At 37.0% G+C, this 14,014-nt stretch carries 11 protein-coding genes; all 11 read left to right on the top strand.

What is annotated here, in order from left to right:
* Positions 1–142: 142 nt before the first annotated feature.
* Positions 143–1,075 carry a 16S rRNA (cytosine(1402)-N(4))-methyltransferase RsmH gene (rsmH, locus tag A6J74_RS25000; RefSeq protein ID WP_000472506.1) on the top strand — a complete coding sequence of 311 codons (933 nt, stop codon included), beginning with the start codon at positions 143–145 and terminating at the stop codon, positions 1,073–1,075.
* A gap of 15 nt (positions 1,076–1,090) precedes the next feature.
* Positions 1,091–1,453 carry a cell division protein FtsL gene (ftsL, locus tag A6J74_RS25005; RefSeq protein ID WP_000182809.1) on the top strand — a complete coding sequence of 121 codons (363 nt, stop codon included), beginning with the start codon at positions 1,091–1,093 and terminating at the stop codon, positions 1,451–1,453.
* 21 nt (positions 1,454–1,474) lie between these two features.
* Positions 1,475–3,625, top strand: a complete 2,151-nt coding sequence (locus A6J74_RS25010; protein ID WP_000739950.1) for a penicillin-binding protein — start codon at positions 1,475–1,477, stop codon at positions 3,623–3,625.
* Between the two features lie 81 nt (positions 3,626–3,706).
* The gene (locus A6J74_RS25015) at positions 3,707–5,623 is read left to right on the top strand and encodes a stage V sporulation protein D (protein WP_001266239.1); all 1,917 of its coding nucleotides are present in this window, start codon (positions 3,707–3,709) and stop codon (positions 5,621–5,623) included.
* Between the two features lie 208 nt (positions 5,624–5,831).
* A complete protein-coding gene (locus A6J74_RS25020) occupies positions 5,832–7,307 on the top strand; it encodes a UDP-N-acetylmuramoyl-L-alanyl-D-glutamate--2,6-diaminopimelate ligase (RefSeq protein ID WP_000766294.1) in 1,476 nt (491 codons plus the stop codon).
* A 22-nt stretch (positions 7,308–7,329) separates the two neighbouring features.
* A complete protein-coding gene (gene mraY, locus A6J74_RS25025; protein WP_000893065.1) occupies positions 7,330–8,304 on the top strand; it encodes a phospho-N-acetylmuramoyl-pentapeptide-transferase in 975 nt (324 codons plus the stop codon).
* Positions 8,305–9,657, top strand: coding sequence for a UDP-N-acetylmuramoyl-L-alanine--D-glutamate ligase (murD, locus tag A6J74_RS25030; protein ID WP_000860109.1), 1,353 nt, complete (start codon positions 8,305–8,307; stop codon positions 9,655–9,657).
* A 90-nt stretch (positions 9,658–9,747) separates the two neighbouring features.
* A complete protein-coding gene (gene spoVE / locus A6J74_RS25035; protein WP_000753526.1) occupies positions 9,748–10,839 on the top strand; it encodes a stage V sporulation protein E in 1,092 nt (363 codons plus the stop codon).
* A gap of 101 nt (positions 10,840–10,940) precedes the next feature.
* The gene (gene murG, locus A6J74_RS25040) at positions 10,941–12,035 is read left to right on the top strand and encodes an undecaprenyldiphospho-muramoylpentapeptide beta-N-acetylglucosaminyltransferase (protein ID WP_001265419.1); all 1,095 of its coding nucleotides are present in this window, start codon (positions 10,941–10,943) and stop codon (positions 12,033–12,035) included.
* Between the two features lie 62 nt (positions 12,036–12,097).
* Positions 12,098–13,003, top strand: coding sequence for a UDP-N-acetylmuramate dehydrogenase (gene murB, locus A6J74_RS25045; protein ID WP_000437055.1), 906 nt, complete (start codon positions 12,098–12,100; stop codon positions 13,001–13,003).
* Between the two features lie 98 nt (positions 13,004–13,101).
* Positions 13,102–13,872 (top strand): cell division protein DivIB, encoded by a 771-nt coding sequence (gene divIB, locus A6J74_RS25050; RefSeq protein ID WP_000798216.1) that lies wholly within the window; start codon positions 13,102–13,104, stop codon positions 13,870–13,872.
* Positions 13,873–14,014 lie beyond the last annotated feature (142 nt).

Here is a 14,014-nt window from a genome sequence, read left to right on the forward strand (position 1 = left end):
GCGATTTGTATAGTATGCTGCCTTTGTTGGTAAGTTAACTGAGTCGTTCTTTAGTAGTATTTCATTCTCTGATCGTGAGAAATACGTTTAGAGGAAGAAATACATTTAACATAAATTAATTGGAAAAAGAGTAGGTGCAACAATGTTTAAACACGTAACAGTGCTTTTGAAAGAAACAGTAGACGGCTTAGATATAAAGCCAGATGGTACATATGTAGATTGTACACTGGGGGGAGGAGGACATAGTTCTTATTTATTATCCCAATTGACTGATGGGGGAAAATTAATTGCTTTTGATCAAGATGAGATAGCGATTCAAAATGCAAAAGAAAAATTTTCTTCATACGGTGAGCAGTTTATAACGGTAAAGAGCAATTTCCGTTACTTATCTGAAAAACTACAGGAATTAGGCATAACAGAGGTAGACGGTATTTTATTCGATTTAGGTGTTTCATCCCCACAATTAGATACACCAGAGCGAGGCTTTAGTTATCATCATGATGCACCGTTAGATATGCGGATGGATCAAGATGCCCCATTAACAGCATATGATGTTATAAATAGCTGGTCATATGAACAACTTGTAAGAATTTTCTTCCAGTATGGTGAAGAGAAATTTTCAAAGCAAATAGCAAGAAAAATTGAAGCGTATCGTGAAAATAAAGCTATTGAAACGACAGGAGAATTAGTGGAACTAATAAAAGAAGGTATTCCGGCTCCTGCGCGTAGAACTGGTGGACATCCTGCGAAGCGAGTTTTCCAGGCAATCCGTATTGCTGTAAATGATGAATTGAAAGTATTTGAAGAAGCGTTGGAATCTGCTATTGAGATGGTCAAGCCTGGTGGAAGAGTTAGTGTTATAACATTCCATTCATTAGAAGACCGTATTTGTAAAACAACATTTAAGCGAAATAGTACAACGCCGCAATTGCCGCCAGGGTTACCAATTATCCCAGATGAATTTAAGCCGAAATTAAAGCTTATTACAAGAAAACCGATTTTACCTTCTGATATAGAGCTGGAAGAAAATAATCGAGCGCGTTCTGCGAAGTTGAGAATCGCTGAAAAACGATAAAAAGGAGAGAGAGGTATGACTAATTTAGCTGTAAAGTACAAACAACAAGCGCAAGAAGAGGTACAAATTCAAACGCCCCCACAGCAGATGGTTAAGCCGAAGGTTAAAGCAAAGATCACAAGGGTCGAAAAACTGATGTATGTAGCGTTTATTGGCTTCTTATTGTATGCCTGTGTAGCGTTTATTGGGAATAAAGCAGGGCTTTATCAAGTTAATGTAGAAGCAGCGACGATCGAAGAAAAAATTGTACAGCAGCAAAAAGAAAATCAAGAATTGCAAGCTGAAGTAGAGAAGCTAAGTCGCTATGAACGAATCGCTGAAGTTGCAAAAAAACATGGGCTAGAAATTAATGCGAATAATGTGAAAGGCCTCAAGTAAGGCAATAGGTGTGAAGGAAAGATGAAGAAAAATATGACTAAATTTCATACCAATAAAGGAGCAGGTTATTTTATGATATTTTTCCTCCTGCTCTTTTTGCTATTATTAGCCCGATTTTTTTACATACAAGCGACAGGAACAGTGCATAATCAGGATTTGGATGACCTTGCTAAGCAAAAACATAGTAAAACAGGAGTTCTCGAAGCGAATCGAGGAACGATTTATGACCAAAATGGTCATGTGTTAGCGCAAGATGCAAACTCTTATAAACTTGTAGCTGAATTAAAAGGTGCGAAACCTGTTGAGAATAAAGAGGATACTGCAAAGAAAATTGCAGGAGTACTAGGAAAAGGCGAAGAGGATATTTTAGCTGCATTAAATAAGGAAGGCAGAAGTCAAGTCGAATTTGGAACACTAGGCAAGGATTTGACGAGAGAACAGAAGAAACAAATAGAGGCATTGAATTTGCCGGGAATATCTTTTATTACAGAAAATGCAAGAGTGTATCCAAACGGTGATTTTGCGTCTTACGTCATAGGTCATGCGAAACCAAATGAAAAGGGAACTTCGGTAGGACAATTTGGCTTAGAAAAAAGTTTGGATAAATATTTAAGTGCTTCTAATGGAGAAGTAGCTTATACAGGTGATCGTAAAGGTGTATCTCTCGATGGTGGAAAAGTGAATGTAAAGGCACCTAAAAATGGAGATAATGTGTATTTAACAATGGATCAACGAATCCAAAGTTATTTAGAAGATGCAATGAAAGCGGCAAGTAAACAATATGATCCAGAAAGTTTAATAGGGATTGTTGCGGATCCGAAAACTGGAAAAATATTAGCGATGTCTACTAAACCTAGTTATGATCCTAATGATCGTCAAATTAAATATTTCTTCAATGATGCGATTTCAAATGCATTTGAACCGGGGTCAACAATGAAAATTTTCACATTAGCGGCAGCTATTAATGAAGGTGTGTACAAAGGACAAGATTATTATCAGTCTGGTACATATCAAGTTGGAAATCGGAAGATAAATGATCATAATGGCGGTGCTGGCTGGGGCTCTATTACATTCGATGAAGGGGTGGAGAGATCTTCAAACGTAGCGTTTGCTATTTTAGGTGATCAAAAACTTGGTCCAGAACGTTTCCGTAAATATATTAATGCTTTTGGGCTAGATGAGAAAACAAATATTGATTTACCTGGTGAAGGTTCTAATACAATTTTATTTGATCAGCAAATACAGCAAGTAACAACGGCTTTTGGACAAGGTTCTACTGTAACGCCAATTCAGCTTGTACAAGCTGCAACGTCTATTGCAAATGATGGGAAAATGATGAAACCATATGCGATTGACAAAATTGTAGATCCGATAACAGGGGAAGTAAAATTAGAGCATAAACCAGAAGAAGTAGGAAAGCCTGTTACAAAAGAAACAGCAGCGCAAGTAAGACAGTTGTTAGAACGTGTTGTTACATCTCCGAAAGGAACAGGAACTGCTTATAAAGTCGATGGATATTCAGTTGGTGGTAAAACAGGGACAGCGCAAATGCCGGATGGGAAAGGTGGCTATATGACAGGAAGAGAGAATTATATATTCTCATTCTTAGGGATGGCGCCGATGGAGGATCCGCAACTTGTTGTGTATGTAGCTGTTAAACAGCCGAAATTGAAAGATGATGAGAACGGCGCACAGCCGTTAGCTGATATTTTTAAATATGTAACAAAAAATAGTTTAGAGTATTTAAAGATAAAGCCAAATGAAGTGAAAGATCCGAAGAAGCATTTAAAAGAGCAACAAACTGCTGTTCCAGATGTAACTGGTAAAACGATGACTGAAGCGGGGAAAGCAATTGAAAAAGCAAAACTCCGTCCAATCATACTAGGTGAAGGAAAAGTGCAGCAACAAGTACCAAAAGCGACTGAACAAACATTAAAAGGTGATCGAGTCTTTTTAGTGGGAGATAAGCCAACAATGCCAAATATACAAGGGTGGGCACTGCGTGATGTTATGAATTTGGCGAAAACATTACAGCTTAACTTAAAACCTTCTGGTACCGGATACGTAACTGAACAAAGTGTAGCAGAAGGAACGTTACTGCAACCGGGTACAGAATTAGGTGTAACACTAGTACCACCACTTGAACCGCAACAAGAAGCAGAAAAACCGTAATGGTAAGAAGCAAGGAGTTCTAATTAAATAAGTACAAGCATATATTGGAACAAGCTAGGCGTAAGGGAGGCTTGTTCCAATATGCGTGTATCAAATGTAACGGTTAGAAAACGACTTATTTTTATACTTATATCAGGTATACTTATTTTCACTATCATCGATATTCGTCTTGGATATGTACAGTTTTTTCTTGGGAATATGTTAACGGATCGCGCGAAAGATTCGTGGAGTCGTAATATTACTTTTGAGCCTGAAAGAGGGAAAATTTTAGACCGAAACGGTGTGGAACTTGCCACAAATAAAAGTGCCCCGACGGTATTTGTAGTGCCGAGGCAAATTGAAAAACCAGCAGAGACTGCAGAGAAGTTAGCTGCAGTATTAGGTGTGGAAAAAGACGAGATTTATAAGAGGGTTACAAAAAAGGAATCAATTGTAAGGTTAGATAAGGGTGGCAGGAAGATATCGCATGACAAAGCGAAAGAGGTACGAGGATTAAGTTTAAAGGGAGTTTATATTGCAGAGGATTCTATCCGGTACTATCCATTTGGAAATTTTTTATCACACGTATTAGGGTTTGCAGGTAGTGATAATCAAGGTCTTATGGGGTTAGAAAAATATTATGATAAAGAGCTGAATGGTGATAAAGGTCATGTCCGTTTTTTTGCAGATGCAAAAGGACAAAGAATGCCTAACATTGGTGATGATTTCAAAAAACCAGAAGCTGGACTGAACTTAGGCTTAACAATTGATGCGCGTATTACGAGAATTATGGAAAGAGAAATGAATATCGCAGAGTCAACGTATAATCCCGATGGTATGATTGCCATTGCAATGAATCCAAAAAATGGTGAGATTTTAGGCATGTCGAGTCGACCGAGTTTTGATCCAGCAGATTTTCAAAGTGTTTCTCCAGAAGTGTATAATAGAAATTTACCTGTATGGAGTACGTATGAGCCTGGTTCAACATTTAAGATCATTACGTTAGCGGCCGCTTTGAATGAAAATTTGGTAGACTTAGAGAAAGATACGTTTTATGATGATGGAGCAGCTGAAGTTGGTGGGGCTAGATTAAAATGTTGGAAAGCTGGAGGTCATGGTAGCCAGACGTTTTTAGAGGTCGTTCAAAACTCGTGTAACCCAGGGTTTATTGAACTTGGTGATCGACTGGGTAAAGACAGATTGTTTAAATACATTCGTAATTTCGGCTTTGGACAGAAGACTGGAATCGACTTACAAGGTGAAGGTAGTGGGATTTTATTTAAGTTAGATAAAGTTGGTCCAGTTGAGCAAGCAACAACTTCATTTGGTCAGGGTGTTTCTGTTACACCAATTCAACAAGTAGCAGCTGTAGCAGCGGCTGTAAATGGTGGAACGTTATACCAACCATATATAGCTAAGGAGTTTATTGATCCGAAAAATAATCAAGTTGTTAGTAAAAAAACACCTGTTGATAAAAGGAAAGTTATTTCCGAGGAAACTTCAGAAAAAGTTCGTTATGCATTAGAGAATGTTGTAGCGAAGGGGTCTGGTAAAGGTGCGTTTATTGACGGATATCGTGTAGGTGGAAAAACAGGTACTGCTCAAAAGGTGAAAGATGGTAAATATTTAGAGAATAATTATATAGTGTCTTTTATTGGCTTTGCTCCAGCGGATGATCCGCAAATTGTTGTTTATGTAGCTGTTGATAATCCAAAAGGAGTCACTCAATTTGGTGGAGTAGTAGCGGCTCCAATTGTTGGGAATATTCTTCGGGATGCACTTCCTGTTATGGGAGTGAAACCGAGAAAAGAACAAGTTGAGAAAGAATATAAATGGGGCGACACACCAACTGTAGAAGTTCCGAATTTAATTGGCATGAAAAAGAAGGATTTACAAACTCAACTTGTTGATTTGAAGCTTGATATAAGCGGAGATGGAGAGAGAGTAATTAAACAATCACCAGAAGCTGGGGCCAAGGTAAAAGAAGGCTCAAAAATTAGAATTTACTTCGGGAATTAAAGGTAACATAGTGCGTTTTATGTTACAATTGGTGGAAGTGAGTTCTTTATAGAAGAGTTACTTAATTTGAGACAGCAAGTGTCTCATTAATAAATAGGTCTATGTATTAGACGATAGTAGCACGTACCTCCTATTTAAATTAACTAGGAGGTAATGTGTTGCTTACTAAAAAAGAGATAAATAAACAATGTAGAGAGGGTTTAGTGAAATGAAGTTGCATACACTTGTATCATGTTTGCATGATTTTCCAGTTGTTCCAAAAGAAAATCCAGAAATCACATCTATTGAAGCTGATTCACGTAAAGTGAAAGAGGGAAGCTTATTTATATGTATGAAAGGGTATACGGTTGATAGCCATGATTTTGCTAAGCAAGCAGCGGCACAAGGAGCGGCTGCTATTGTTGCGGAAAGACCAATTGATGTTGACGTTCCAGTTGTACTTGTGAAAAATACTTTTCGTTCGTTAGCGGTTTTAGCTGATTATTTTTATGGTCAACCAACACACAAGTTACATTTAATCGGTATTACAGGTACAAATGGAAAGACAACAACATCGCATATTATGGATGAAATTATGCGCGCACATGGTCATAAAACAGGGCTAATTGGAACGATTAATATGAAAATCGGTGATGAAACATTTGAGGTGAAAAATACAACGCCAGATGCACTAACACTTCAACAGACGTTTTCAAAAATGGTTGAACAAGGTGTAGATAGCACAGTAATGGAAGTTTCATCTCATGCTTTAGATCTTGGGCGTGTACACGGATGCGATTATGATGTTGCAGTATTTACGAATTTAACACAAGATCATTTAGACTATCATAAAACGATGGAAGAATATAAACATGCGAAGGGCTTGCTTTTTGCACAGCTGGGCAATAGTTATAATCATAATCGTAAAAAATACGCTGTATTAAACAGCGATGATCCAGTTGCGGAAGAGTATATGAGAAGCACAGCGGCAACTGTTGTAACTTACGGTATAGATGTTTCAAGTGACATTATGGCGAAAGATATCGTTATGACGAGCGGTGGTACGACATTTACACTTGTAACACCGTATGAAAGTGTAGATGTTACGATGAAATTAATTGGTAAGTTTAATGTATACAATGTGTTGGCTGCAACAGCAGCAGGGCTTGTTTCAGGCGTAAGCTTACAAACAATTATTGATGTAATTAAAGAGCTTGCTGGTGTGCCTGGACGTTTTGAAGTTGTTGATGGTGGACAAAATTACACAGTTATTGTGGATTATGCACATACACCTGATAGCTTAGAGAACGTTCTAAAAACAGCGAAACAGTTTGCGAACGGTGATGTGTATTGTATCGTTGGTTGTGGTGGTGATAGAGATCGCACGAAAAGGCCAGTGATGGCAAGTGTCGCGGTAGAATATGCAACTCAAGCGATTTATACATCAGACAATCCAAGAAGCGAAGATCCAGTGGCTATTCTAGATGATATGATAAAAGGTGCAAAAGGGAATAATTATGAAGTAATTGTTGATCGAAAAGAAGCGATACGTTATGCTATTTCGAAAGCCAAAGCAGAAGATATTATTATTATTGCTGGTAAAGGGCATGAAACGTATCAAATTATTGGTAAAGAAGTTCATCATTTTGACGATCGTGAAGTTGCTAAAGAAGCAATTACAGGGCGTCTAAACAACGAAGAGTAACAACGTGAGAGGAGGACTACATGTGCTTGAGCAAGGTTTATTAGTAACGGCAGGGGTAGCATTCTTAATTTCTGTTGCCCTTTCGCCACTGTTTATTCCATTTTTAAGAAAATTAAAGTTCGGACAGAGTATTCGTGATGAGGGACCGAAGTCACATCAAAAAAAATCAGGGACACCAACGATGGGCGGTATTGTCATATATGTATCTATGATGGTAACGACCTTAATTATGGCAATTAAGTTTAATCATTTAGGTGCAGAGGTTTCGTTACTATTATTGGTGACATTTGGTTATGGATTAATTGGTTTTTTAGATGACTACATAAAGGTAGTTAAGAAAAGAAATCTTGGTTTAACATCGAAACAAAAATTACTAGGACAGCTTATTATTGCAATTGCGTTCTTTTTAATTGGAAAAGGGCAAGCATTTCACACATACATTATGATTCCAGGGACGGATGTTAAGTTTGAACTAAGCTGGGCGTATTTTGTTCTTGTATTATTTATGCTTATTGGTGGGTCGAATGCAGTTAACTTAACTGATGGTTTAGATGGTTTATTATCGGGAACAGCCGCTATTGCATTTGGAGCGTTTAGTATTATTGCTGTGGCACAAGAGCAATTCGGAGTAGCAATATTCTGTATGGCAGTTGTAGGAGCTGTACTTGGATTTTTAGTATTCAATGCGAATCCAGCGAAAGTATTTATGGGAGATACGGGTTCCTTAGCTTTAGGTGGAGCGATCGCAGCTGTAGCAATTTTACTAAAACAAGAATTGTTACTTGTAATTATTGGTGGAGTATTCGTAATGGAAACTTTATCTGTTATTATTCAAGTCATTTCGTTTAAAACAACCGGAAAGCGTGTCTTTAAAATGAGTCCATTACACCATCATTATGAATTATGTGGTTGGTCAGAATGGCGCGTCGTTGTGACGTTTTGGTCTGTAGGATTTTTATTAGCTATGTTAGGAATTTATATCGGGGTGTGGATGTAATTGAAAACTGTAACTGAATTTCAAAATAAAAATATTCTTGTATTAGGCATTGCAAAAAGTGGTTATGCAGCAGCTACCTTGTTACAAAAATTAGGGGCAAATGTTATTGTAAATGACGGAAAGCCTTTAGCAGAAAATACGCTTGCTGCAGAATTACAAGCAAAAGGAATGGACGTTGTATGCGGGGGGCATCCTTTGGAATTATTAGAGAGAAATATTTCTCTTGTAGTAAAAAATCCAGGGATTCCGTATTCTAACCCAATATTAGTTGCTGCGAAAGAAAAGCAGATTCCAATCGTTACGGAAGTTGAATTAGCATACCGTATTTCAGAAGCGCCATTTGTTGGCATTACGGGGTCTAACGGTAAAACGACGACGACAATGCTTACGTTTGAAATGCTAAAAGAAGGACGAAAGCATCCTATTATTGCAGGGAACATAGGCACTGTAGCTTGTGAAGTAGCACAGGATGCAAAAGAGAATGAAGTTGTAGTTACAGAACTTTCATCGTTCCAACTGATGGGAGTAGAATCTTTCCAGCCTAAAATCGCTGTGTTTTTAAACTTATTTGAGGCTCACTTAGATTATCATGGGACGAAAAAAGAATATGGTTTAGCAAAAGCTAATATTTTTAAAAACCAAACAGAAAACGATTATAGTGTAATAAATGCAGATGATGCAGATGTGATGGCTTTATCTGCTTATAGTAAAGGTCAAAAAATACTATTCTCGACAGCGAAAGAAAATGAAGATGGTGCGTGTATAAAGGATAACGCTCTTTATTTCAAAGGTGAAAAAGTTGTTGAAGTAAGCGATATTGTTTTACCTGGTCAGCATAATTTAGAGAATATTTTAGCTGCGATGAGTATTGCGAAACTATTAGGTGTTTCTAATGAAGCTATTACGGTTGTGTTAAAACGTTTTACAGGTGTAAAACATCGATTAGAATATGTAACAACTATTAACAACCGTAAGTTTTATAATGACTCAAAAGCGACGAATATGTTAGCGACTGAGAAAGCTTTATCTGCGTTTACACAACCAATTGTGTTATTAGCAGGTGGGCTTGATCGTGGAAATGAATTCGATGATTTAATTCCATATTTCAAAAATGTAAAAGCGCTTGTAACATTTGGACAAACAGCACCAAAATTAGTAAGAGCAGCAGAAAAAGTGGGATTAGATATAATTGAAAGTGTCGACACTTTAGATGAAGCAGTAGTGAAAGCTTACGCTCATTCTACGGAGGGCGATGTAATTCTTCTTTCCCCAGCATGTGCAAGCTGGGATCAATTTAAAACATTTGAAGAAAGAGGAGACATTTTTATACAAGCTGTGCATAAACTTATATAAAGTAAATCAAAACATCAGTAGGCTAACACCTGCTGATGTTTTGTTACATAGGGCAAAAGATTCTGCCTAAAGAGGTGGTGTTCATGGCTAATGAAGAAGACGCCTGATTATATTCTTATTATCGTTACACTTGCGTTGTTAACAATCGGAATGATTATGGTTTATAGTGCGAGTGCGGTTTGGGCCTCTTATAAAATGGGGGATTCATTCTTTTTTGCAAAAAGACAATTGTTGTTTGCGAGTATTGGTGTAGTGGCTATGTTTTTTATCATGAAAATTGATTATTGGGTGTGGCGGACATATTCAAAAGTAATTTTGCTAGTTTGTTTCGTTCTTCTCATTCTCGTTCTAATTCCAGGAGTAGGTCTTGTCCGTGGGGGAGCACGAAGTTGGATTGGAATCGGTGCATTTTCCATTCAACCGTCAGAGTTTATGAAATTCGCGATGATTATTTTTTTAGCGAAATTTTTAGCGGAACGACAAAAGTTAATTACATCGTTTAAACGTGGATTACTACCTGCTCTTAGTTTTGTATTTCTTGCTTTTGGGATGATTATGTTACAGCCAGATCTTGGTACGGGAACGGTAATGGTTGGGACATGTATTATTATGATATTTATCTCGGGAGCAAGGGTCTTTCATTTTGCAATGTTTGGTTTGCTTGGTGTAGCAGGATTTGTAGGGTTAATTGCATCAGCACCATATCGAATGAAACGCATCACATCATATTTAGATCCGTGGTCAGATCCGCTCGGAAGTGGATTTCAAATTATTCAATCGTTACTCGCAATTGGACCTGGTGGTTTATTTGGGCTTGGACTTGGGCAAAGTAGACAAAAATTTCTTTATTTACCTGAACCACAAACAGACTTTATATTTGCAATTTTATCCGAGGAATTAGGTTTTATTGGCGGTTCATTTGTGTTATTATTATTTAGTCTATTACTATGGCGCGGGATTCGTATAGCATTAGGAGCGCCAGATTTATATGGTACGTTTTTAGCAGTAGGTATTGTGGCGATGATTGCGATTCAAGTAATGATTAATGTTGGTGTTGTAACGGGACTAATGCCTGTTACGGGTATTACTTTGCCATTTTTAAGTTATGGTGGATCAAGTTTGACCTTAATGTTAATGGCAGTAGGTGTATTATTGAATATAAGTCGCCATTCTCGCTATTAAACCCTGTTTAAAAGACAGGGTTTTTCGTATGTGTGGAAAATACAATATGTATATGGAAATAAATACAATTGAATAAGAACAGGGAAGTGGAGGAATTAGTAGTGCGAGTATTAGTAAGTGGTGGGGGTACTGGAGGCCATATTTATCCAGCTCTTGCTTTAATTAGAGAAATAAAAAAATTAAATCCGGAAGCAAGATTTTTATACATTGGTACAGAAAATGGATTAGAGAGTACCATCGTTCCAAAAGCTGGTATTCCGTTCCAATCTATTGTTATAAGTGGATTTAAACGAAAAATATCGTTAGATAATGTGAAAACGGTTATGCGTTTTCTAAAGGGTGTACAAGATAGTAAACGATATATTCGTCGTTTTAATCCGGATATAGTGATTGGAACGGGTGGATACGTATGTGGACCTGTTGTGTATGCGGCAGCAAAACTAGGTATTCCAACTATTGTACATGAACAAAATAGTGTACCAGGTGTAACGAATAAATTTTTAAGTCGTTACGTTGATAAAGTTGCGGTTTGTTTTGAAGCAGCTACAGAACATTTTCCACAGTCAAAAGTGGTAATGACAGGTAATCCGCGAGCATCAGAGGTAATGGATCAAAACGGAATGAAAGGGAAACGTTCAGTTGGTCTATCTCTTCCTAAAAAGTCCGTACTTATTTTTGGGGGAAGTCGCGGAGCTAGACCGATTAACGATGCTTTCGTAGAAGCAATTGAACAGTTTGGAAATAAAAGTTACGAAGTATTGTACGTAACAGGTGAAGTGCATTATGACAAAGTGATGGATGCTGTGAAGGAAAAAGGCAATCCGAATAATGTTATTATTAAACCTTTCATTCATAATATGCCAGAGGTACTAACTGGCGTTGATCTTGTTGTTTCAAGAGCCGGAGCAACAACACTTGCAGAATTAACAGCATTAGGTAAGCCGAGTGTGTTAATTCCGAGTCCGTACGTAACAAATAACCATCAGGAGAAGAATGCACTTTCAGTTGTTGATAAAGGAGCGGCGAAAATGTTACTTGAAAAAGAATTAACAGCTGAAACGCTTATTCGTGATATTGATGAGATTTTATTAGATACACAAACATTACAAAATATGAAGCTAGCTGCTAAGCAACTAGGTATTCCTGATGCAGCAAATAAGTTGTATGGAGTAATGAATAAGCTTGTGAAAAAATAACGTTAGGTGAACGCCCTGCATATTACTGTAATAAGGAAACTTAATATTGGGGGAGAGCGTCTATGGAACAATTAGTAAATGAGCTTATAGAAGCAAATGTTGGTCGCGTGTTAGTTAACGAGCCGTTAGCACGTTATACAACTATGAAGATAGGTGGACCAGCTGATATTTTAATTGTGCCAAAGCATGTTGCCGGTATTGAGACAATATTGCAGTTAGTAAAGAAATATAAAATAAAGTGGACTGTAATTGGTCGAGGTTCAAACCTTCTTGTATCTGATAAAGGGATAGAAGGCGTTGTTATTCGTTTAGGAGAAGGATTAGACCACTTAGAGGTCGAAAAACATAGGGTAAGAGTTGGTGGCGGATATCCCCTTATTAAATTGTCAACATTACTTAGTCGCCAAGGGTTGGCTGGATTGGAATTTGCAAGTGGTATTCCAGGGAGTGTCGGTGGTGCAGTGTATATGAATGCTGGAGCACATAAATCAGACATATCAAACATATTGTCAAAGGCTCTAATTCTATTTGAAAACGGAACAATTGAATGGTTAACGAATAGAGGAATGGAGTTTTCATATCGTACATCTGTATTGCAAACGAAACGTCCTGGTATTGTTTTGGAGGCGGAGTTTCAATTACAGGTAGGAGAGCGTGAGAAAATCGTAAGAAACATGCAAAAGAATAAAGATTACCGCCGTGAAACACAACCGTGGAATCATCCTTGTGCTGGAAGTGTGTTTCGGAATCCAATCCCGTATTTTGCAGGAGATTTAGTAGAGAAAGCTGGGCTTCGTGGCTATCAAATAGGTGGAGCTCAAATTTCTGAAATGCATGGGAATTTTATTATTAATACTGGGGGAGCCTCAGCGCAAGATGTATTAGATTTGATTTCATTAATAAAGCATACAATTAAGGATAAATTTGGTGTAGAAATGCACACAGAAGTAGAAATCATTGGAAGATAACGGTTATTCATTCCGCTCATTATCATTTATGTTATAATAAGAAGATAAGAACGGCATGAGGAACATGCCGTTCTTTATGTTACATAGGGGGATCGTACATGAAAAATAGTAAAGTGATTAAACTACAAGATCGTGTACCAAAATTAAAAAATCAAAAGAAAAAAAACAAAAAAAATGTTAATCATCGGTTGATTTTATACATATCAATTTTATTTTTATTAGTACTCTTTTTAATTTATTTTCGGTCTCCGCTTAGTAATATAAAAAAGATAAGTGTGTATGGAAATCATTATATGACAGATGACCAAGTAATGAAGGAATCAGGTGTGACATATGATACAAGTTATTTCCGAGTGACAGCACATAAAGCGGAAGAAAATTTAACGAAACGAAAAGAAATTAAAGCAGTAAATGTAAAAAAACGTTTTCCAAACAAAATTGATGTTCATATTAAAGAATATGTAACGATTGGTTATATAAACAAAGATGGAAAATTACAACCGTTATTAGAAAATGGGAAAACACTTGATGTACTCCCGAATGGAAAACTTCCTGTTGCAGCACCAATTTTTGAACCTTTTAAAGAGGAGAAAATGAAGGGACTAATTGCTGAACTAGAAAAGTTAACTCCGACTATTTTAAGGTCTATTTCTGAAATTCGTTATTCACCGACGAATGCGAATGAAGACCATCTTACTTTATATATGAATGAAGGATATGAAGTGAGCACTACGATTCAAAATTTCGCAAAGCGTATGGAAACTTATCCACTTATTTTAAAAACAATTGAGCCAGGTAAGAAGGTGTTAATTGACTTAGAAGTAGGTGCATATACGAAAGAGTTAGGTGTAGAAGAAAAAAAAGAATAGAACGGTAGTATTCACTGCATTAATATAGAAAAAAGAGAAACGAATGTTCTATCATATGCATACGAATTTACTAGAATGGTTCATTTGATGAAAAATATGTAAAAATTCTTAGATTCATACTAGGATTGGTACAAGTTTCACT

Source organism: Bacillus sp. FDAARGOS_235 (assembly GCF_002073415.2).
Taxonomy (GTDB): domain Bacteria; phylum Bacillota; class Bacilli; order Bacillales; family Bacillaceae_G; genus Bacillus_A; species Bacillus_A toyonensis.

Excerpts from the sequence above, each read along its gene's own strand:
- spoVE (WP_000753526.1), top strand. The coding sequence starts at position 9,748 with ATGAAGAAGACGCCTGATTATATTCTTATTATCGTTACACTTGCGTTG.
- divIB (WP_000798216.1), top strand. The coding sequence starts at position 13,102 with ATGAAAAATAGTAAAGTGATTAAACTACAAGATCGTGTACCAAAATTA.
- A6J74_RS25015 (WP_001266239.1), top strand. The coding sequence starts at position 3,707 with ATGCGTGTATCAAATGTAACGGTTAGAAAACGACTTATTTTTATACTT.
- murB (WP_000437055.1), top strand. The coding sequence starts at position 12,098 with ATGGAACAATTAGTAAATGAGCTTATAGAAGCAAATGTTGGTCGCGTG.
- ftsL (WP_000182809.1), top strand. The coding sequence starts at position 1,091 with ATGACTAATTTAGCTGTAAAGTACAAACAACAAGCGCAAGAAGAGGTA.
- A6J74_RS25010 (WP_000739950.1), top strand. The coding sequence starts at position 1,475 with ATGAAGAAAAATATGACTAAATTTCATACCAATAAAGGAGCAGGTTAT.
- A6J74_RS25020 (WP_000766294.1), top strand. The coding sequence starts at position 5,832 with ATGAAGTTGCATACACTTGTATCATGTTTGCATGATTTTCCAGTTGTT.
- rsmH (WP_000472506.1), top strand. The coding sequence starts at position 143 with ATGTTTAAACACGTAACAGTGCTTTTGAAAGAAACAGTAGACGGCTTA.